The sequence below is a fragment of the Dickeya sp. Secpp 1600 genome (assembly GCF_003049805.1).
Classification (GTDB): Bacteria; Pseudomonadota; Gammaproteobacteria; order Enterobacterales; family Enterobacteriaceae; genus Dickeya; species Dickeya fangzhongdai.
In genome coordinates this window covers 3,345,290-3,364,748 of record NZ_CP023484.1, presented here as the reverse complement: position 1 = coordinate 3,364,748, position 19,459 = coordinate 3,345,290, and the positions used below count along the sequence as shown (strand labels likewise).

The 19,459-nt window shown below is 60.6% G+C and carries 13 protein-coding genes; 8 read left to right on the top strand and 5 right to left on the bottom strand.

Annotated elements, in window-relative coordinates:
- Positions 1 to 8: 8 nt before the first annotated feature.
- The 3 genes from nirB to cobA are packed head-to-tail and all read left to right on the top strand — an operon-like array spanning position 9 to position 7,684.
- Entirely contained in the window at positions 9 to 4,181 is a 4,173-nt protein-coding gene (gene nirB, locus CPA59_RS14885; protein WP_107759888.1) for a nitrite reductase large subunit NirB, read from the top strand.
- A complete protein-coding gene (locus CPA59_RS14880) occupies positions 4,178 to 6,826 on the top strand; it encodes a nitrate reductase (RefSeq protein ID WP_100849802.1) in 2,649 nt (882 codons plus the stop codon). The genes nirB and CPA59_RS14880 overlap by 4 nt, the downstream gene beginning before the upstream one ends.
- Positions 6,827 to 6,853: 27 nt before the next feature.
- Positions 6,854 to 7,684, top strand: a complete 831-nt coding sequence (gene cobA / locus CPA59_RS14875) for a uroporphyrinogen-III C-methyltransferase (protein ID WP_049855356.1) — start codon at positions 6,854 to 6,856, stop codon at positions 7,682 to 7,684.
- Positions 7,685 to 7,726: 42 nt separating this feature from the next.
- On the opposite strand, the gene CPA59_RS14870 is transcribed toward cobA, so the two are convergent.
- On the bottom strand, positions 7,727 to 8,272 hold the full coding sequence (locus CPA59_RS14870; protein WP_038921042.1) for an NADPH-dependent FMN reductase: 546 nt from the start codon (positions 8,270 to 8,272) through the stop codon (positions 7,727 to 7,729).
- A gap of 268 nt (positions 8,273 to 8,540) precedes the next feature.
- Here CPA59_RS14870 and CPA59_RS23175 point away from each other — a divergent pair, with 268 nt between their 5' ends.
- The 3 genes from CPA59_RS23175 to CPA59_RS14860 all read left to right on the top strand — a co-directional run bounded on the left by CPA59_RS23175 (position 8,541) and on the right by CPA59_RS14860 (position 10,893).
- Positions 8,541 to 8,702 (top strand): hypothetical protein, encoded by a 162-nt coding sequence (locus tag CPA59_RS23175; protein WP_255412231.1) that lies wholly within the window; start codon positions 8,541 to 8,543, stop codon positions 8,700 to 8,702.
- Positions 8,686 to 9,651, top strand: coding sequence for a hypothetical protein (locus tag CPA59_RS14865; protein WP_255412230.1), 966 nt, complete (start codon positions 8,686 to 8,688; stop codon positions 9,649 to 9,651). The genes CPA59_RS23175 and CPA59_RS14865 overlap by 17 nt, the downstream gene beginning before the upstream one ends.
- Before the next feature lie 72 nt (positions 9,652 to 9,723).
- On the top strand, positions 9,724 to 10,893 hold the full coding sequence (locus CPA59_RS14860) for a hypothetical protein (protein WP_107759886.1): 1,170 nt from the start codon (positions 9,724 to 9,726) through the stop codon (positions 10,891 to 10,893).
- A gap of 115 nt (positions 10,894 to 11,008) precedes the next feature.
- Here the strand turns inward: CPA59_RS14860 and CPA59_RS14855 are convergent, their stop codons facing one another.
- The gene (locus CPA59_RS14855) at positions 11,009 to 11,785 is read right to left on the bottom strand and encodes an ABC transporter substrate-binding protein (protein ID WP_038919607.1); all 777 of its coding nucleotides are present in this window, start codon (positions 11,783 to 11,785) and stop codon (positions 11,009 to 11,011) included.
- A gap of 97 nt (positions 11,786 to 11,882) precedes the next feature.
- The gene (locus tag CPA59_RS14850) at positions 11,883 to 13,055 is read right to left on the bottom strand and encodes a pyridoxal phosphate-dependent aminotransferase (RefSeq protein WP_107759883.1); all 1,173 of its coding nucleotides are present in this window, start codon (positions 13,053 to 13,055) and stop codon (positions 11,883 to 11,885) included.
- A 352-nt stretch (positions 13,056 to 13,407) separates the two neighbouring features.
- Here CPA59_RS14850 and CPA59_RS14845 point away from each other — a divergent pair, with 352 nt between their 5' ends.
- Positions 13,408 to 14,310, top strand: coding sequence for a LysR substrate-binding domain-containing protein (locus CPA59_RS14845; RefSeq protein WP_038919605.1), 903 nt, complete (start codon positions 13,408 to 13,410; stop codon positions 14,308 to 14,310).
- On the opposite strand, the gene CPA59_RS14840 is transcribed toward CPA59_RS14845, so the two are convergent.
- Positions 14,301 to 15,317 carry a S66 peptidase family protein gene (locus CPA59_RS14840; RefSeq protein ID WP_107759881.1) on the bottom strand — a complete coding sequence of 339 codons (1,017 nt, stop codon included), beginning with the start codon at positions 15,315 to 15,317 and terminating at the stop codon, positions 14,301 to 14,303. The genes CPA59_RS14845 and CPA59_RS14840 overlap by 10 nt on opposite strands.
- Positions 15,318 to 15,675: 358 nt before the next feature.
- Here CPA59_RS14840 and CPA59_RS14835 point away from each other — a divergent pair, with 358 nt between their 5' ends.
- A complete protein-coding gene (locus CPA59_RS14835; protein ID WP_107759879.1) occupies positions 15,676 to 17,277 on the top strand; it encodes a methyl-accepting chemotaxis protein in 1,602 nt (533 codons plus the stop codon).
- 132 nt (positions 17,278 to 17,409) lie between these two features.
- Here the strand turns inward: CPA59_RS14835 and ggt are convergent, their stop codons facing one another.
- On the bottom strand, positions 17,410 to 19,173 hold the full coding sequence (ggt, locus tag CPA59_RS14830) for a gamma-glutamyltransferase (RefSeq protein WP_107759876.1): 1,764 nt from the start codon (positions 19,171 to 19,173) through the stop codon (positions 17,410 to 17,412).
- Positions 19,174 to 19,459: the final 286 nt, after the last annotated feature.

The window sequence follows — 19,459 nt, the reverse complement described above, 5'->3', positions numbered from 1 at the left end:
AAGCAGCGATGAGCGCGCATCTGGTGATTATCGGCAACGGTCTGTCCAGCGCGCGGCTGGTAAAGCGACTGGGGCAACTGGCACCGCAACGCTACCGCGTCACCGTCATCGATCGCGAGCCGCGCGACAGCTATAACCGCGTGCTGCTTTCCTCGGTGCTGGGGGGCGAAAAAACCTTTGAGGACACGCAGTTAGAGCCGGCGCCGGCAACAATGGACGTGACCATACTGACCGGCGAGTCGGCGCTACGTATTGATCGGGCTACGCGGGAAGTGATCACCGATCGCCGTCGCCTGACCTATGACCAACTGGTGTTCGCCACCGGTTCCCGCCCGTTTATGCCGCCGTTGCCGGGCATCGACCTGCCGGGCGTGATGGGCTTTCGCACGCTGGATGACGTCGAGCGGATGTGGGCGGCGGTGCGACAGGGAAAGCCGGCGGTGGTGATCGGCGGCGGATTACTGGGGATTGAAGCCGCCGCCGCGCTGCGACTGCAGGGCGCCGCGGTGACGCTGCTGCACCGCCACGCCCGGCTGATGGAGCGTCAGCTCGACGCCACCGCCAGCGACCTGTTGTGCGCCCGGCTGCATGAGCGCGGCATCCGTTGCCTGACCGGCGTGCAGATTCAGGCATTATCCGGTAACGAATTGTCCGGTAATAAATCGTCCGGCGGCGAGCAGGTGGAGGCGGTCGAACTGGCGGACGGTACGTGCTTGCCTGCCGGTCTGGTGGTGGTGGCGACCGGCGTGCAACCGGTGTGTGAGCTGGCTCGCGACAGCGGCCTGGCGTGCGGGCGCGGCATTCTGGCCGACGGCCAGTTGCGCACCGCCGATGAATACGTCAGCGCATTCGGCGAGTGCGCTGAAGTGAAGGGTGAAACGGTCGGGCTGGTGGCGCCCTGTCTGGCGCAGGCCGATGTGCTGGCCGCCCGGCTGGCGGGGCAACCGGTGGCGGATTACGCGCCGGCGGCGCTGGCCACCCGACTGAAAGTTACCGGGATTGACGTGGTGAGCGCGGGGGAGTTGCACCCGCAGGAGGGCGATCGACTCCACTCGCTGTCAGACCCGCTCGGCGGCCATTATCGCCGCCTGATATTCCGCGACGACCGGTTATGCGGCGCGCTGCTGTTCGGTCATGTCAGCGACAGTCCGCAACTGCTGGCGGCCATGGAGACCAGGCTGCCATCGGCACCGTCGTCGCTTTTGTTTGGTCTGTCTTTTCCTGAAGTAGACATACGGCCTGCGGCCGTAAGGATTTCTGTCATGAGTAAACCCGTATTGGTGGTAGTGGGGCACGGCATGGTCGGGCACCACTTTCTGGAGCAACTGGTGGAACGCAGCCTGCACCAACAGTATCACGTGGTGGTGTTTGGCGAGGAACGCCATCCGGCCTATGACCGGGTACATTTGTCCGAGTATTTTGCCGGTCGCAGCGCCGAATCCCTGTCAATGGTCAGCGAGGGCTTTTTCGAACAGCACGACATTGAATTGCGCACCGGTTGCCAGGTGACGGAGATTGACCGTCAACGCCGCTGCGTGCGCGACGCGAACGGCCAGGAAACCCCGTACGACCGGCTGGTGCTGGCGACCGGTTCCTACCCGTTCGTGCCGCCGATGACGGGCAACGATCGCCCCGGTTGTCTGGTGTATCGCACGCTGGAGGATCTGGACGCCATTGCCGCCGAAGCGCGCGAATCGCGCAGCGGCGTAGTGGTGGGCGGCGGTCTGCTGGGGCTGGAAGCCGCCAACGCGCTGCGCCAACTGGGGCTGGAAACCCATGTGGTGGAATTCGCCCCCAGACTGATGGCGGTGCAACTGGACGACGGCGGCGCGCAACTGCTCAAGCGCAAGATTGAGGCGCTGGGCCTGCAGGTGCACACCGGCAAGGAAACCCGCGCGATTACGGCGGGCGAGCAGGCGCGCCACCGGATGAATTTCGCCGACGGCACGGCGCTGGAAACCGATCTGGTGCTGTTTTCCGCCGGTATCCGCCCGCGCGATCAGCTGGCGCGTGACGCCGCGCTGGAGATCGGCGCCCGCGGCGGCATCGTAATCGACGACTATTGCCAGACCTCGGATGACGCTATTTTCGCCATTGGCGAGTGCGCGCTATGGCAGGGACAGATGTTCGGGCTGGTGGCGCCGGGTTATCAGATGGCGCGCACCGTCGCCGCCCGGCTGGCGCAACAGGAGCAGTCGTTCACCGGCGCCGACATGAGCACCAAGCTTAAGCTGCTGGGGGTGGACGTGGCGTCGATCGGCGATGCTCACGGTAAAACCGAGGGCAACCTGAGCTATCAGTGGAACGACGAACCGAATCAGGTCTATAAAAAAATCATTGTTTCGGCGGACGGCAAACGGCTGCTGGGGGCGGTGCTGGTGGGCGACAGCAGCGATTACAGCACGCTGTTGCAGATGAAACTCAACGACATGACCTTACCTGCGCACCCGGAAAGCCTGATTCTGCCGGCGCTGGACGGCGCGGCGCCGAAAGGGCTGGGGGTGGCGGCGTTGCCGGACAGCGCCCAGATCTGCTCCTGCCATAACGTCAGCAAAGCGGACATCTGTGCGGCGGTGGACAACGGCTGCACCGATCTGGCGTCGCTCAAGGCCTGCACCAAGGCGGGCACCGGCTGCGGCGGCTGCGTACCGCTGCTCAAGCAGGTGATGGAGTACCAGTTGCAGCAGTCGGGCATCGAGGTAAAAAAAGACATTTGCGAGCATTTCGCCTATTCGCGTCAGGAGCTGTACCACCTGATCCGCGTCAACCGTATCCGTAGTTTTGGCGAGCTGATCGCCCGCCACGGTCACGGGCTGGGCTGTGAAATCTGTAAACCGCTGGCCGGATCGATGCTGGCGTCCTGCTGGAACGATTACGTGCTGAAACCCGAACACGTACCGTTGCAGGATACCAACGACCGTTTCCTGGCCAATATCCAGAAAGACGGCACCTACTCGGTAGTGCCGCGCATTCCCGGCGGCGAGATTACCCCGCAGGGATTGATCGCCATCGGTCAGGTGGCCGAACGTTATCACCTGTATACCAAGATTACCGGCGGCCAGCGGGTCGATCTGTTCGGCGCGCGGCTGGAGCAACTGCCTGCTATCTGGCAGGAGCTGATCGACGCCGGGTTTGAAACCGGTCATGCCTACGGCAAGTCGCTGCGTACCGTCAAATCGTGCGTCGGCTCCACCTGGTGCCGCTACGGCGTGCAGGATTCCACCTCGCTGGCGATTGCGCTGGAGCACCGTTACAAAGGGCTGCGCTCGCCGCATAAGCTCAAGATGGCGGTTTCCGGTTGCACCCGCGAATGCGCCGAAGCGCAGGGCAAAGACATCGGCGTGATAGCCACCGACAAGGGTTGGAACCTGTATGTGTGCGGCAATGGCGGCATGAAACCGCGTCATGCCGACCTGTTCGCCAGCGATCTGGACACCGATACCCTGTTCCGGCTGATCGACCGCCTGCTGATGTTCTACATCCGTACCGGCGACCGCCTGCAGCGCACCAGCGTTTGGCTGGATAACCTGGAAGGCGGCATCGACTACCTGCGGCAGGTGGTAATCGACGACAGTCTGGGAATTGCCGACGAGCTGGAAAACGAGATGCGTCAGGTTATCGACAGCTATCAGTGCGAATGGCAGACCACGCTGGCGCATGACGAACACCGGGCGTTGTTCCGCGCCTTCCTTAACAGCGACACGCCGGATGAAGCGGTAGTGATGGTGCCGGAGCGCGGTCAGCCTCGCCCCGCCCGTCTGGAGGAGAAGACGACGGCGGCATCAGAGGCGGCTGGCGTGGAAGGCTGGCAGTGCGTCGGCTTCCTCTGCGATATTCCGGCGAATGCCGGCATGGCGGCGCGGGTCGGACATCAGCAGGTGGCACTGTTTCATCTGCCTGCCGCCCAGCCGGGGCAGGCGGGACACGTGTTCGCGCTCGATAATCAGGAGCCGGGCAGCGGCGCCAACGTGCTGTCGCGCGGCCTTGTCGGCGACGTGGCGGGCGAGCCGGTGGTGATTTCGCCGTTGTACAAAAAGCGTCTGCGTCTGCGTGACGGCGTTAGCCCGGATGACAGCCAACTGCGGGTGCGCGCCTGGCCGGTGCGTGTGGTACAGGATCGTATCTGGGTGGCGAACGAACCGATGGCGGTGGCGGCGGCCGACATGGCGGAGGCGTTATGAGCGGCTGCCGCACCACCTGTCCTTACTGCGGCGTGGGCTGCGGGGTGATCGCCACCCCGCAGCCGGACGGGAGGGTGACCATTGAAGGCGATCGCCAGCACCCGGCCAATCTGGGGCGGTTGTGCGTCAAAGGCTCGGCATTGGGCGACACGTTGGATCTGCAAGGGCGGCTGCTGTGGCCGCTGGTTGACGGTCATCGCGTCAGCTGGGATCAGGCTCTGGATCGGGTAGCGCAGTCGCTCGGCGACATTATTGCGCAGCATGGCCCGCAGGCGGTGGCGTTTTACGGTTCGGGGCAACTGCTGACCGAAGACTATTACGTCGCCAACAAGCTGATGAAAGGATTCATCGGCAGCGCCAACATGGATACCAATTCCCGGCTGTGTATGGCATCGGCGGTGGTCGGGTACAAGCGGGCGCTGGGCGCCGATGCGGTGCCTTGTAACTACGAGGACATCGAACAGGCCGATTTGGTGGTGCTGGTCGGGTCCAACACCGCCTGGGCGCACCCGGTGGTGTATCAGCGGCTGATGCAGGCCAAACAGCAGCGCCCGCACATGCGGGTGGTGGTGATCGATCCGCGTCAGACCGCCACCTGCGATGCGGCGGAGTTGCACTTGCCGCTGGCGCCCGGCAGCGATGCCGGGTTGTTCAACGGGCTGCTGCGCTGGCTGGCGCAGCGGAACGCTCCGGTTCCCGACGGGCTGAGCGGCGTGGAGGCGGCGCTGGCGGCCGCCGATGACTGGACGGTGGAGCGGGTGGCGGAATTCTGCCAACTGGACCGCGAGGACGTCGCCTGTTTTTACCAGTGGTTTAGCGACACCGATAACGTGGTGACGCTTTATTCGCAGGGCATCAACCAGTCCTCTTCCGGGAGCGACAAATGCAACGCCATCATTAACGTACATCTGTTCAGCGGCCGCATCGGCCGGACCGGGTGCGGCCCCTTTTCGATTACCGGTCAACCGAATGCGATGGGCGGGCGCGAAGTGGGCGGGCTGGCGAATCAGCTGGCGGCGCACATGGGCTTCAGCCCGCAGGAAGTGGACCGGGTCGGCCGTTTCTGGGGCAGCGACCGGGTGGCGCCGGCGCCGGGATTGATGGCGGTGGATCTGTTCCGCGCGATTGAAGCCGGGCAGGTCAAGGCGGTGTGGATCATGGGCACCAACCCGGTGGTTTCCATGCCGGAGGCAGATCGGGTGCGGCAGGCGCTGTTGCGCTGCCCGCTGGTGATCGTCTCCGACGTGATGCGCCACACCGATACCGCCGACTGCGCGCATGTCCTGCTGCCGGCGCTGGCGTGGGGGGAAAAGGACGGCACGGTTACCAACTCCGAGCGCCGCGTTTCCCGTCAGCGCGCCTTTCTGCCCGCGCCGGGCGAAGCGAAAGCCGACTGGTGGATACTGTCGCAGGTGGCGCAACGCATGGGATTTGGCGCGGCGTTCGATTATCGCCATCCGGCGCAGATCTTCCGTGAGCACGCCGCCTTGTCCGGATTTGAGAATCAGGGACAGCGTGCGTTCAACATCAGCGCGCTGGCAACGCTCAGCAATGAACAATGGCAGCAGCTGACGCCGGTGCAGTGGCCGGTCACCAGTGCCGTCAGCGACGGTACCGCGCGATTGTATACCGACGGGCGCTGCTGGCACCCGGACGGTAAAGCGCGCTTGCTGGCGATCACGCCGCAACTGCCCGCCAATCCGCCGTCGCCCGCGTATCCGCTGGTGCTCAACACCGGTCGGGTACGCGACCAGTGGCACACCATGACCCGCACCGGCAAGGCGCCGCGTCTGATGCGCCATCTGCCGGAACCTTATTGCGATCTTCACCCGCAGGATGCGCTCAATGCCGGCGTTCACGACGGCGAACTGGTGCGCATCAGCGCCGAGTCGGGCTGGATGCTGGCGCGGGCGCAGGTCCAGCGCGGGCAGCAGCGCGGCAGCATCTTTGTCCCCATGCACTGGAACCGGCAGTTTAGCGCGCAGGCGCGGGCGGATAGCCTGGTGGCGGCGGTGACCGACCCCTATTCCGGTCAGCCGGAAAGCAAGCAGGCGCGGGTGCGTATCCAACGCTGGCCCGCTGTGTGGTTCGGCGAACTGTTTGTGCGCGGCGACGTGACGGCGCCGGACTGCGGCTACTGGAGCCGTATTGCCGCCGACGGCGTGTCCCATTACACGATCGCCGGCGAACAGACGCCGGAGCACTGGCTTGACTGGCTGGCCCGCCAGTATGGGCTGGACGGCGTCGACTATCAACAGGCGCAGGGGGACGGCGGTCTGTTTCATGCGGTTGGCTGGCTATCGGGGCAGGTGGCGGTGGCGCTGTATGTCGACGCTCGCCGGCCAGTGCTGGAGCGCGAGACCATCCTGACGGCGTTTGCCGCGCCGCCGCAACAGACGCCGGACCGGCTGGCGTTGCTGGCCGGGTGCGCGCCGCAGGGCGAAGCGCCGCAAGGAGCGACCATTTGCAGCTGCTTCGCGGTGGGAGAACAGCGCATTATCGACGCCATCCGCCAGGGGTGCCACAGCGTGGCGCAACTGGGCGAACAACTACAATGCGGGACCAATTGCGGGTCCTGCGTGCCGGAACTGAAGGCGTTGCTGCAACACTATGCCACGCCGGACACATTACGCCGGGCGGGCTGAGCCGCGCCCGGATAAGGAGCCATCAACATGAACCCTACTCTGAACACACTGATGGCGCAGGGCCATCAACGCCAGCCTCTGCTGGCCGGCGATGTCTGGCTGGTGGGCGCCGGCCCGGGCGACGCCGAACTGCTGACTGTCAAGGCGCTGCGGGCGATTCAGCAGGCGGATGTGGTGGTGCATGACCGGCTGGTTTCCGCCGATATCATGGCGTTGGTGCAGCCGGAAACGTTGCGCATCGACGTCGGCAAGCAGCAGGGACACCACGCGCTGCCGCAACCGCAAATCAACCAGTTGCTGATGGAGCTGGCGCAGGCCGGGCAACGGGTGGTGCGGCTTAAAGGCGGCGATCCGTTCATTTTCGGCCGCGGCGGCGAGGAAATGGATTATCTACAGCAACAGGGCGTGACCTGCCATGTGGTGCCCGGCATCACCGCCGCCACCGGTTGCGCCGCGGCGGTGGGGCTGCCATTAACCCATCGGGACTGCGCCCAGTCGGTGCGTTTTATCACCGGCCATGCCCGCGACGGCGAACCGCAACTGGATTGGGAAACGCTCGGCGCCGGCCAGCAGACGCTGGTGTTTTACATGGGGTTGAGCCATGCCAGCCGCCTGTGCCAGAAATTAATTGCCAATGGTCTGCCCGCCAGTACGCCGCTGGCGATTATCGAGCGCGGCACCCAGCCGGAACAACGTTTGTTGACCGCCACGCTGGCGACGTTGCCAACGCTGATGGCGCGTTATCAGCCGCAGTCACCCAGCCTGCTGGTGGTGGGGGAGGTGGTGCGTTTCAGTCGTCACCCGGCGCTGACGGTCGCCGGCGAGGCGATGATGAAGGTGGGAACGGTGGCGGCGTAAACGACTGCCGCCCAATCACGGGCGGCAGCTTGCAGGCGAGGTTTATTTTCTGCGTGCAATCGCATCGGCGAGCGCGTTCATCTGATCGGCGATCAGCGCGGTGATTTTTTCGTCTTTCAGGTTGCCCTGATCGTCAAAACCGCCGGCAAAGGCGTTGGCGAACACTTCCGGTTTATTCAGCGGATGGATGTTCAGGTAGATACAGCTCTGCCGCAAGTGGTATTGGGCGCGGGAGGTGCCCATACCGCCGCCGGCGCCCATCAGCGCGGCCGGTTTATCGTTCAGGATGGTGGTGTCCGGCAGGCGGGAGATCCAGTCAAGAATGTTTTTCAGCGCCGGCGCCATCGAATAGTTGTATTCCGTACAGGCGAATACGAAGCCGTCCGCTTCGCTGGCCTGACGCGCGATACGCTGCACCGAGGCGGGAACCTCGGTCAGGTCGGCGTTATAGAACGGTACATCCAGCAGGTCGGCGATCTCAAGCGTGACGCCCGCCGGCAGCACGGACTGCGCGGCGCGCAGCAATCCCCGGTTGGCAGAGGCTTTACGCAGGCTGCCAGCAATACCTAACAGTTTGATATCACTCATGGTGTTGTCCTTTTTGTATGAAAAGAAAATCACCGGGATCACGTCGGCGCGCACCGCGTCTCCGTTTGTCCCTGACTCGTCATAGCATAGAGCGTGGGTGGGAAAATGCCATTAGCCCGATGGGTTGATTTGTCGCTGTGAGCCTTGATCCACGAGAGATTCAATACCGGTGGGTTAGTGAAAATACATCAGTTCAACTATAGTATCCGCTCCTTTTCTTATCTGTTTACTTAACATGAATTTATTAACATTGACCTCAAGGATGTTGGTGCTGGGTTTCGTTTGTATGGTGGGTATGGCGCAGGCAACGCCGGTGGTATATGGCGGCACGCTGGGGACGACGCCGGTGGTGATGGAGCTGGATGTTCAGTTGGATGGGCGCGTGGAGAGCCGCTTTTGTTGCATCGGAACGTGTGACTCACCATATTAACGGCCAGCGCAGCAAGCAGGGGCAGGTGACGCTGAATATTGATGTGGATGCGTCGGACAGTGACGACGAGGCAGACGCAAAGCCGGCGAGCAGCCCAGTCATCACGTTACGTCCTGCCGATAATAATGGCTGGCAGGGCGAGTGGCGTCAGGGGCAGGGTACGCCGCTCACCGTTAAACTGTCACAGATGATGCCGATAGCGACAGCCGGATTGTCGCCCTTTATGCAGTCGCTCTACCAGCTCTCGCCTTATGACTATCTGCTGCGTGCAACGGCTGAACCGGCGATGGTTAAACAAGGCGTCGTTAACGGTTATAACGTGGAATGGTGGCAGGATCCGAGCGCTAAACTGTCAATGTTTCAGTTGACCTCGGGCTACCCGGCGGAACGGCTCGCTGCCCTGAACGCCGCGCTGCGAGACAGCTTCTGGCACACGGTTCTGGCCGTTGCGCAGTGTGAACATTCGGATGACAAGGTAAAAATCAGCCTGCTGTCGGCGAATGTGATCAGCTATGTGGTATCTGGCGATAGAAGCTGCGGCGGCGCACACGGTTATATGGAGGTGTCGCCTCGGGTGCTGCGTGTCTCCAATGCGAGCGAGTTGAGGCTTTCTGATTTGATGTGGGTCGACGAATCGCCGGTGCCGGATGCCTTCGCTATCCCTGATGACTATTTGCGGGAAACCTTGCCGACATGGCTAGCTGCACAGTTTGCCCGGCTCTACCCGGAACAGACAAAGGTGATGGATGACGAGAGCGAGGATGCCTGTGATTACACTTCTCCAGAAGTGTGGGCGAATGCCCCCTGGAGCCTGACATCCAAAGGTATCTATTTCCAGACCATGACCCCTAATCTGACTTCGCAGTGCAAAGGCTCCGGCTGGGAAATCCTACCCTGGGACCTGGTCAAACAGCACCCCGGGCGGCTGAAGGATTTGCCGTTGCCCTGATAATTCCGGCGCCTCAGTTCCGCTAATTTGAGCGGAGCTGAGGGATCTACTCTTAATTTTTTGCTAATTCATATGACATTATTAATAAAAATTGCCCGGGTGGCGGTTGTTTCTCTGGGACTTACTCTCGTAACCATAGCGGCCCACGCTGAGTCGCAACTGTTCAGCGGCACGTTGGGTGATGACAGTATCGTGCTGGAACTGAACATCAATGCTGAAAAAAATGTCGCAGGGCGCTATTTCTCTACCCGCTCTCTGCGTGATCGGGAATTGTTAGGGGAGCGTCGCGCTGACGGGCAGTTGGCGCTGGGCGAGGTGATCAGTAGCAATTACCGTGACGACGATGTAGATCTTCCGGAACTGACGCTGCGTCCTGCGGCTGATCAAGGCTGGCAGGGGGAATGGCGTAACGGTACGGGGAAAACGGCGATGATCACGCTGCATCCGTTGACGGTAACGGCGCCAACGGCACAGGCATCGGCTTTTATGCAAAGCCTTTACACTCGTTCTCACTATGACTATGTCCGTAACCAGGGAGCTGAACCTCGACAGGTGAAAAAAGAGGTGATTAACGGGTATGAAGTCGAATGGTGGCAAGACCCGCTAAGTGGTATGCAGACCGTTCAACTGGTCTCTGGTTACACCCCCGAGCAACGCGTCCGCCTGAATGCGAAATTGATCGACAGTCTGTGGGATCAAGCAACGCTTTTCCAACGCTGTGAGATGTTCAGCAATGGTAAAGGAAATCTTACACAGGAACTGTCATTACGTCTGCTGTCGCCGTCGGTTGTCAGTTATACCATTGATGTAGATAGCATGTGTGCTGATGCCGGGCGAGAAGTGTACACAAAGGCGATGACGCTGCGTAGTCTTGATGCTACGCCACTGGTGCTGGACGATATCCTGTGGGTCGCTGAATCACCGATTCCTGATAAAGTGACGGAAAACACCGACGATGAGTATCCTGACGAGAATTTTGCCGACTGGCTGGTTGAACAGTTCAGTGAGCGTTATTCCACCCAAATGAGCGATGACTTTCAGGTGGATGGTGAGACTTGCAGTTATGGCGACCCAGAGTCATGGGGATCGTCGAAGTGGTATTTAACCCCCCAAGGCATTCATTTCATTCCTGCTTTTATCGTGGGAGCCGCACCTGAGTGCCACAACGCCGATTGGGCGGTATTACCCTGGGACCTGGTCAAACAACATCCCGGCCGTCTGAAGGATTTGCCGTTGCCGTAACAGGCGCTTCTCCGGTTAATCGCATGTGCCAAAAAACAAGGCCCGTCGCCATCTGGCGCGGGCCTTGTCGTTTCTTTGCCGCCGTTCAGGATGCGGCGCGGCGGGAGGGCGTCGGTTACTGCACCCGCACGTCAAAACCGGGGAAGTATTTTTTCGCCAGTTGCTCGACGGTGCCGTCGTCCTTCACCTGTTTGATGGCTTTATCCAGCTCGGCTTTCAGCGCGGCGTCGCTTTTACGCAGACCAAAACCGATACCGCTGCCGAGAATGGCGGCGTCGTCCACTGCCTTGCCGATAAAGGCGAAACCTTTGCCTTCCGGTTTATCCAGGAAACCGGACTGACCGGCCGCCGCCATCACCAGCGTACCGTCCAGACGGCCTGCCGCCAGATCGTCATACGCCAGATTCTGGTCTTTGTAAGAGGTCACGGTAACGCCTTTCGGCTCCCAATGCGCCTTGGCGTACACTTCCTGAATCGACCCCTGCAACACGCCGATGTTCTTGCCTTTCAGCGCTTCCGGCGTCGGCGCCAGACCAGTGTCCGGCTTGCCGACCAGTTGGGTCGGAATGCGATAGATAGGCGCGGTAAAGTCGATCGCTTCCTTACGTTTTTCGGTGATATTCATCGCGGAGTTGATGGCGTCGAACTTTTTGGCCTGCAGTGCCGGAATCAGGGCATCAAACGAGGTTTCAACCCAGGAGCATTTGAAATTGCCTGCTTTACAAATGGCGTTACCCAGATCGATATCGAATCCTTCCAACTGGCCCTTGGCGTTTTTGCTTTCAAACGGCGGGTATTCCGCTTCCAGCCCAAAACGCAGTTCAGTCTGCGCCAGTGCGACGGAGGAGGACAGTAAACCCAGCGACAACATCAACATGCTTAATTTTTTCATATCGGGAACGATCTCCGGTAAATCAATGAGTAGTCTTTAAACGGCAATCAACATCACACAGTAACAGCCATCACACACAAATCGAGCGCAACCGCATTTATCGGCGCTCCGCGGCCTGACACAGGGCTTTCGCGCCGGCCAGCAGCGTCTCGTCATCTTTGGAGAACGACAGACGAATCAGTTTATTGTCGGTGCCGTCGGTGTAAAACGCCGACAGCGGAATGGTCGCCACGCCGTGGTCGACAATCAGTCGTTTGACCATGTCGCTGTCGCTTTCGTCGCTGAAGTGCGCAAAGCTCGCCAGCATGAAGAACGAACCGGCGGAGGGCAACAGTTCAAACGGTCCGTGCTGTAAGGCGTTCGCCAGCAGGTCGCGTTTATGCTGATAGAACTGGCCGAGCGACAGGTAGGTCGCCGGGTCCGTCATGTAGTCGGCAAAGGCGTACTGCATCGGCGTGTCGGCGGAGAACATCATAAACTGGTGGATTTTGAGGATCTCGTCCATCAGCGCCGCCGGAGCCAGACAGTAACCGACGCGCCAGCCGGTGACGTGAAAGGTTTTGCCGAACGATGAGACAATCACGCTGCGTGCCGCCAGTTCGCTGTGGGTCGCCATGCTGTGATGGCGCTGGCCGTCAAACACTACGTGCTCGTAGACTTCGTCAGACAGGATCACGATGCCGGTGTTGCGAGTCAGGCGCGCCAGCTGCGCCAGATCGTCGGCGCTCAGCACCTGGCCGCTGGGGTTATGCGGCGAGTTGATGATGATCATGCGGGTGCGCGGGCTGATGGCCGCCTGCACTTCGTCCCAGTTGATGGCAAAGCTCGGCACGGCGAGTTTCAGCGCCACCGGCGTTGCGCCCTGTAGCCGGACGATGGGCGCGTAGCTGTCGAACGACGGCTCAAAATAGATAACTTCGTCGCCCGGATGCACCAGCGCGGAAATGGCGGAATACAGCCCTTCGCTGGCGCTGGCGGTGATGGTGACTTCCTGTCCGGCGTCGTAGTGCTGGCCGTACAGGCGTTTGACTTTCTCCGCCACCACCTCTTTGAGCGACACCAGCCCGGACATCGACGCGTACTGGTTATGACCCTCGGTCATGGCGCGCGTCACCCCGGCGATCAGCTCGGGAGAGCAGGGAAAGCTGGGCGCGCCCTGAGACAGGTTGATGGCGTTGTGCTGGCTGGATAACTGACCGATAACGGTAAAAATAGTCGTGCCCACATCCGGTAATTTGGAACTGAACTGCACCGGGGTTTGAATCGGCATGGGGGTCTCCGTTGAGTGCCATAGCAGACCCGCACGTGAGCGAACGGTACGATAGAGAAGCCCTGTCTGCTAAAATTTATTGGTTGTACGTGAATAACTATTCATGCATTAGACGTTGCCGCCGGTAGTACTACAATCGAATTGTTGTCATAATAGCCATGAGAAAAATGCATGGCTCGCGGCAACTATTTATCGCAATAGAGCAATAAGATGTGGTGATGGTAGCCGCCGCTTGCCGCGAAACCGGGGCTGACGATGCCGCTCGCATCAGGAAACGATACTCAGGCTCGCACCGCTTTTTCTGCATAGTTATGTAATCAGTTTTCTTATGACCGCCTGACGGAGAGCGCGTATGACCCTAAATAACCGCATTCCGCCGCTGAATGCGTTGCACGCTTTTGTGGTGACCGCCCGTCATCTCAATTTTACCCGGGCGGCGGCGGAGCTGTTTGTCACGCAAGGCGCGGTAAGCCGGCAGATCGCATCGCTGGAAGCCTGGCTGGGCTTCGCGTTGTTTCAGCGCCATGCCCGTGGTTTACGGTTGACGCCGCAGGGCAGTCAGCTGTTGCCGGAGGTTCGCGAGGTGTTTGACCAACTGTTTCGGGTGACGAACCGGGTGCGTGAAGGGCGTTCAATCCGCATGAAGGCGCCGACCTGCGCCATGCGCTGGCTGGTGGCGCACCTGATGACGCTGGAGCAGCGGCGGCCGGATATCCATGTCTCGCTAACGACGACCACCGAGCACGGCGTCGATTTCCGTCACGAAGATTTCGATGTGGCGGTGGTGTTCGCGCCGGATGCCGCGCCGCGCCAACATGATGGCAAGCTGTTCGACGAGGTGCTGTCGCCGGTGCTGGCGCCGCATCTGCTGCCTGCCGGGCAAGCGGCGTTGTCGCCGGAGCAACTGGCGCGTTTGACGCTGTTGCATCCGACCCATGACCAGCGTGACTGGAAGTTGTGGCTGAAAACCCACGGCATCGGTGAGCAGGTGATGCGCCGTAATCAGCAGTTCGACACCATGGATCTCGCCATCAGCGCCGCCATTCAGGGCTTTGGCGTCGCGATGGCGGATGTGACGCTGGTGGCGGAAGATATCCGGCGACAACGGCTGGTGATGCCGTTTGCCGAAACGGTGAAAACCGGCGCGGCTTATTATCTGGCGCACCGGCCTGGGTTGGATGGACATGCGCAGGCAGAATGGCTGACGGATTTTCTCGCCAGCTTTACTGATTGCCTGCCGCCCGGTCAGGACTGACGCAGCCAGGGGGTGTTCAATACGACGCGTCCGGCGTAAAAATCGACCGTAATACGCACACCGAGCGGCAGGGTCAGCATCGGGTGCGTATGGCAGCAATCAAAATCCGCCAGCACCGGCAGCGGTTGTCCGTTAAGCACTTCGCGCAGTACGGTCAGCGAATCACGGCCGGTGCCCTTATCATCGAACTGTTCATGCTTGCCCAGCATCACCACCGCGACCCGGTCAAACACGCCGCATAGCTTCAGGTGGGCAAACGCGCGCTCCACGGTGGCGATGTCCTTCAGCGAGTCTTCCAGCAGCAGAATATCGCCGTCTGCAATCGCCGGCATAAACGGACTGCCCCAGATCCCCGCCATGGTATTGAGGTTGCCGCCGATAAGCCGCCCCTGATAAACGCCGCTGCCGTCGAAGCGCCACTGGTTGGGATGGGTGATTTTGGCGCGCGATTGTTGATTCCAGTCCAGCCGCTCGTCGGTCCATCCCGATGGCATGCGATAGGCGTGTTCAGACCGCGCTGCGCCGGTCAGCGTGGCGAAGCCGGCAAAGGTGTCGTCCACCAGCGGCGGGAATTCGCCAAACGACGCCACCAGCGCCGGGCCGTAAAAGGTTACGAGTCCGGTTTGGGCATACATGCCAAGCAAGAGCGCGGTGACGTCGGAATAGCCGATGATGATTTTCGGATCGCGGCGCAGGGCGTCGTAATCAATATAGGGCAGCAGCGAGTTGCTGTTGCTGCCGCCAATGGTCGACATGACGCAGCGTACGGCAGGGTCGCGGATCAGCGTGTTCAGTTCGTCAACGCGCGCGGCGATGCTGCCGGAGCGGTAGTGGTCGGTTTTACCGGTCAGCGCGCCGGCGCGCAGCCGGTAGCCGTGCTGCTCAAGAAAGACTTTCGCCCGTTCAAAGCGTGCCGGGGCAAAGTGCGTCGCGGGCGAGGACGGCGAGAAGAAACCGATGGTGTCGCCCGGGCGCAACGGCGGGGGCAGTAACAGTGCATGGGACATGACTTCCTTTCTCCAAACGAAAGCGGCAGGGGATAACGCTCCAATCATAAGCATTTCTTTTTTATCGGCGATCACTATAAAAAATAATTTCCGACACTTTTTTATAAATGGCTGCCGGTGATGGCAGAAATAACGTTTCCCGTGCGGAAAGTCGATTTTCGCCATGCAATCCTGCTTGCGAAACGCCATTTCATTCTATTTTATGCGCCGGGCGGAAAAATCGCTAACCTTCTGTCATAACAAGGTTTTCTATATAGTTCATCGCGGGATTTTATACGGATATCAATCGACGCCTGCTGGCAATATTTTCACTTGTGACATCACTACAGACGACACACACCGCACAGGGTTTAAGGCAATGAAGATTTCGACACGATTATGGAGTTTCACCGGGATGCTGTCGCTGGGCATTCTGATCATGGGGGCGATCGGCATGTTTACCGCCGAGAAAGCAAATCAGTCGCTGAAGACCGTGTATGAAGACCGCACGGTGGTGCTGGCGCAACTAGAGCAACTGGAATGGCTGGTGCAGCGTAACCGGGTGCTGATCATGGATATGCTGTTGTTGCCGGAGGCGGCGAATAAGCAACAGCGGGTTGACGAACTACGCCAGAATCTCAACCGGATCGATCGGGTGTGGACCGACTACCGCGCAACCTACCTGACGCCGGAAGAGACACAACTGGCGGACCAGTTTGCCGACAGCCTGCAGCGCTATAACCGCGAAGGCGTACAGCCGACCGATGCGGCGATCCGGGCCGGGCAGATGGAACAGGCAATACGTCTTTATGATGAGAAGGTCAGCACGCTGGAAAAACAGGGCCATGCGCTGCTCAGCCAACTGGTGACGCTGCAGGTCAACGTGGCTAAAGACGAATACACCGGTTCGGTGCAACGTTACCAATGGCTGAAAGCGCTGGCGATTATGGCGGTGCTGGCGGGGATTACCGGCGCGGCGCTATTTGGCTGGATGATGGTGCGCAGCATTGTCCGCAGCCTGGCGCAGGCGCAGGCGGCGGCCGAAGCGGTGGCGGACGGCGATCTGACTTATCCGATCAACGCCAGCGGGCGTGATGAGATCGCCACCGTGCTCAATGCGCTGTCGCATATGCAGTCGAGCCTGATTCGTATCGTGACGCAGGTGCGGCATGGCGCCGAGTCGGTAGGGGTGGCCAGCGGCGAAATTGCCCACGGTAACCATGATCTGTCCGCGCGTACTGAGTCCCAGGCCAGCGCGCTGGAACAGACCGCCGCGTCGATGGAGCAACTTTCCGCAACGGTGAAACAGAACGCCGACAACGCCCGGCAGGCCAACCACCTGGCCCAGACCGCCAGCCAGGTGGCGGAGCAGGGCGGCGCAGTGGTGACGCAGGTGGTGGACACCATGCGGGAAATCAACGACAGCGCCCAGCGCATTGCCGATATCATCGGCGTGATCGACGGCATCGCCTTCCAGACCAATATTCTGGCGTTGAATGCCGCCGTGGAAGCCGCGCGCGCCGGCGAACAAGGGCGTGGTTTTTCCGTGGTGGCGGGCGAAGTGCGTGCGCTGGCGCAACGCAGCGCGGAATCGGCCCGTGAGATCAAAGCTCTGATTTCCGCCAGCGTGGGGCGAATCGAAAGCGGCAGCACGCTGGCGGATACTGCCGGGCACACCATGCAAGAAGTGGTCGATAGCATTCGCCGGGTGACCGACATCATGGGCGAGATCAGTGTCGCCAGCGGTGAGCAGAGCAGCGGGGTGTCGCAGGTGGGCGAGGCGGTGTCGAGCATGGAGCGCACCACCCAGCAAAATGCGGCGCTGGTGGAAGAAATGGCCGCCGCCGCGGGCAGCCTTAATAGTCAGGCAGAAGAACTGGTGCAGGCGGTCGGCGTGTTTCGGCTATCGGGCAAAGCGCCCGGCGTGCGGCCGGACACCGGTGTCGCCGGGCACGAACTGTTACTGGGGTATAGCCGGTAAATTCATGCCGGCGGCAGAAAAGACAACCCGGCCATTGGATTAACATGATGACCGGGTTGCTGCGCCGGATACCGATGTGAGTCGCGAGTGCAACCGCGCTCAGTCGGCATACTCGCACTCTGCGGGGCGATATCAGTAACCGATGGCGGCGCCTGCCGGGCGACGCGAGTCGTTGGCGCCGTACAGATACCCTTCACGCACCTTACCGGATACCGCCGAGTCGTTGCCGGAGTTGGCGGGGATCACCCCTTCCACGCCGGGCAATCCGACCATAATCAGCTCGGTTGCGCCCCACGGCGTTTGTTCCACCATCTTATAGCCGCGCTCTTTTAACAACGCGAGGGTATCGGCGGACAGGCCGCGCTGTTCGTAATACACCTCATCCGGCAACCATTGATGATGGATACGCGGCGCATCTACCGCTTCCTGCGGCAGCATGCCGAAGTCGAGGATATTCAGCGCGCTTTGCAGCGTGATACTGATGATGCGCGAGCCGCCCGGCGAACCAAGCACCAGGAAGATCTTGCCGTCTTTGGTCACCAGCGACGGGCTCATCGACGACAGCGGGCGTTTGCCCGGCGCGATGGCGTTGCGCTCGCCCTGTACCAGCCCGTAGAGGTTTTTCTCACCCACTTTGACGGTAAAGTCATCCATCTCGTCGTTCAGGAAGAAGCCGGTGCCGGGGGCTATCACCACCGCGCCGAAACGGCCGTTCACCGTGTACGTGGTGGAGACGGCGTTGCCCAGGCTGTCGACAATCGAATAATGGGTGGTTTCCGGTTTTTCATGCGGCTCCATGCCGGGTTTTACCTGTTCGGACGGCGTGGCTCGGGTGTCGTCGATTTTCTTGCGGATTTCGGCGGCATAGTCTTTGCTCAGCAGCCGGTCGACCGGGTTTTTGACAAACTCCGGGTCGCCCAGATAGGTGTTGCGGTCCATGTAGGCGTGGCGCATGGCCTCCGTCATGACATGGATTGCCTGCGCCGAGTTGAATCCCATGCTCTTCAGGTCGTAACCTTCGAGAATATTCAACGTTTCACACATCGTGACCCCGCCGGAGCTGGGCGGCGGTGACGAGATGAACCGATAGCCGCGATAGCTACAGGTGATCGGCTGGGTTTCGGTTACGCGATAGTTGGCGAAGTCCGCCGCCGTCAGGATGCCGCCGCCTTTTTTGGCGGCGTCCTCGATGATTTGCGGGAGTTTGCCGTGGTAGAACGCGTCCGGTCCTTTATCCGCGATCGCCTGTAGCGTATTAGCCAGATCGGTCTGCACCAGACGGTCGCCCGGTTGCAGCGCCGAGCCGTCCGGACGCAGGAAAATACGTGCTGACTCCGGGTCCTGCTTAAAGCGTTTGACGGTGGTGTCAAGAATGTCGGTGTCGCCGCGGGTCAGAACAAAACCTTCCCGCGCCAGCTTGATAGCCGGCGTCATGACCTGTTCACGGGTCAGCTTGCCGTATTTCTCGCGTGCGGTTTCCAGCCCCAGTACCGTACCGGGAACGCCCGCCGCCAGGTAGCCATACAGGCTGGCGTCTTTTTTAACTTTACCTTCCGCATCCAGATACATAGTGGCGGACGCGGCGGCCGGTGCTGTTTCACGGAAGTTGATAAAGGTATCTTTGCCATCCGCCAGATGGATGGTCATGAACCCGCCGCCCCCAATGTTACCGCAGCAAGGGTTGACCACCGCCTGTGCGTAACCGACCGCTACCGCGGCATCAATGGCGTTGCCCCCCATTTTCAGGATATCGACGCCGACCTGCGACGCCAGATATTGCGAGCTGACCACCATACCGTTCTTCGCTTCCACTGCCGGTATGGAAACCGCGTGGACTGCACCGCTGACCAGCAATGCAGTCAGACTTAACGGCAGCAGCCATTTTCCCGATGCCATAAAACCCCCTTGTTGTGTTATTGGCGTTGTTGTTATTGATGTTTTGTCTGTTGTGTTTTTGACATGCATACCGCATGCCATTGTTCATGTTGGGTAACATGGCGTTATCAGTGTAAACGTTGCTACATGGCATGCCCGGAAAATCATCAGGAGTGTGATCGAACAAGGGCTTATGCTGTTTTGGCATAGTCTGCGCCTAATGGTTCTATCGCTGCCGGACCGGCGCGGGCGGCCGCCGCCCTGACCAAAAGACTGTTATAGCGCAAAGGTAACCCACTGTATCTGT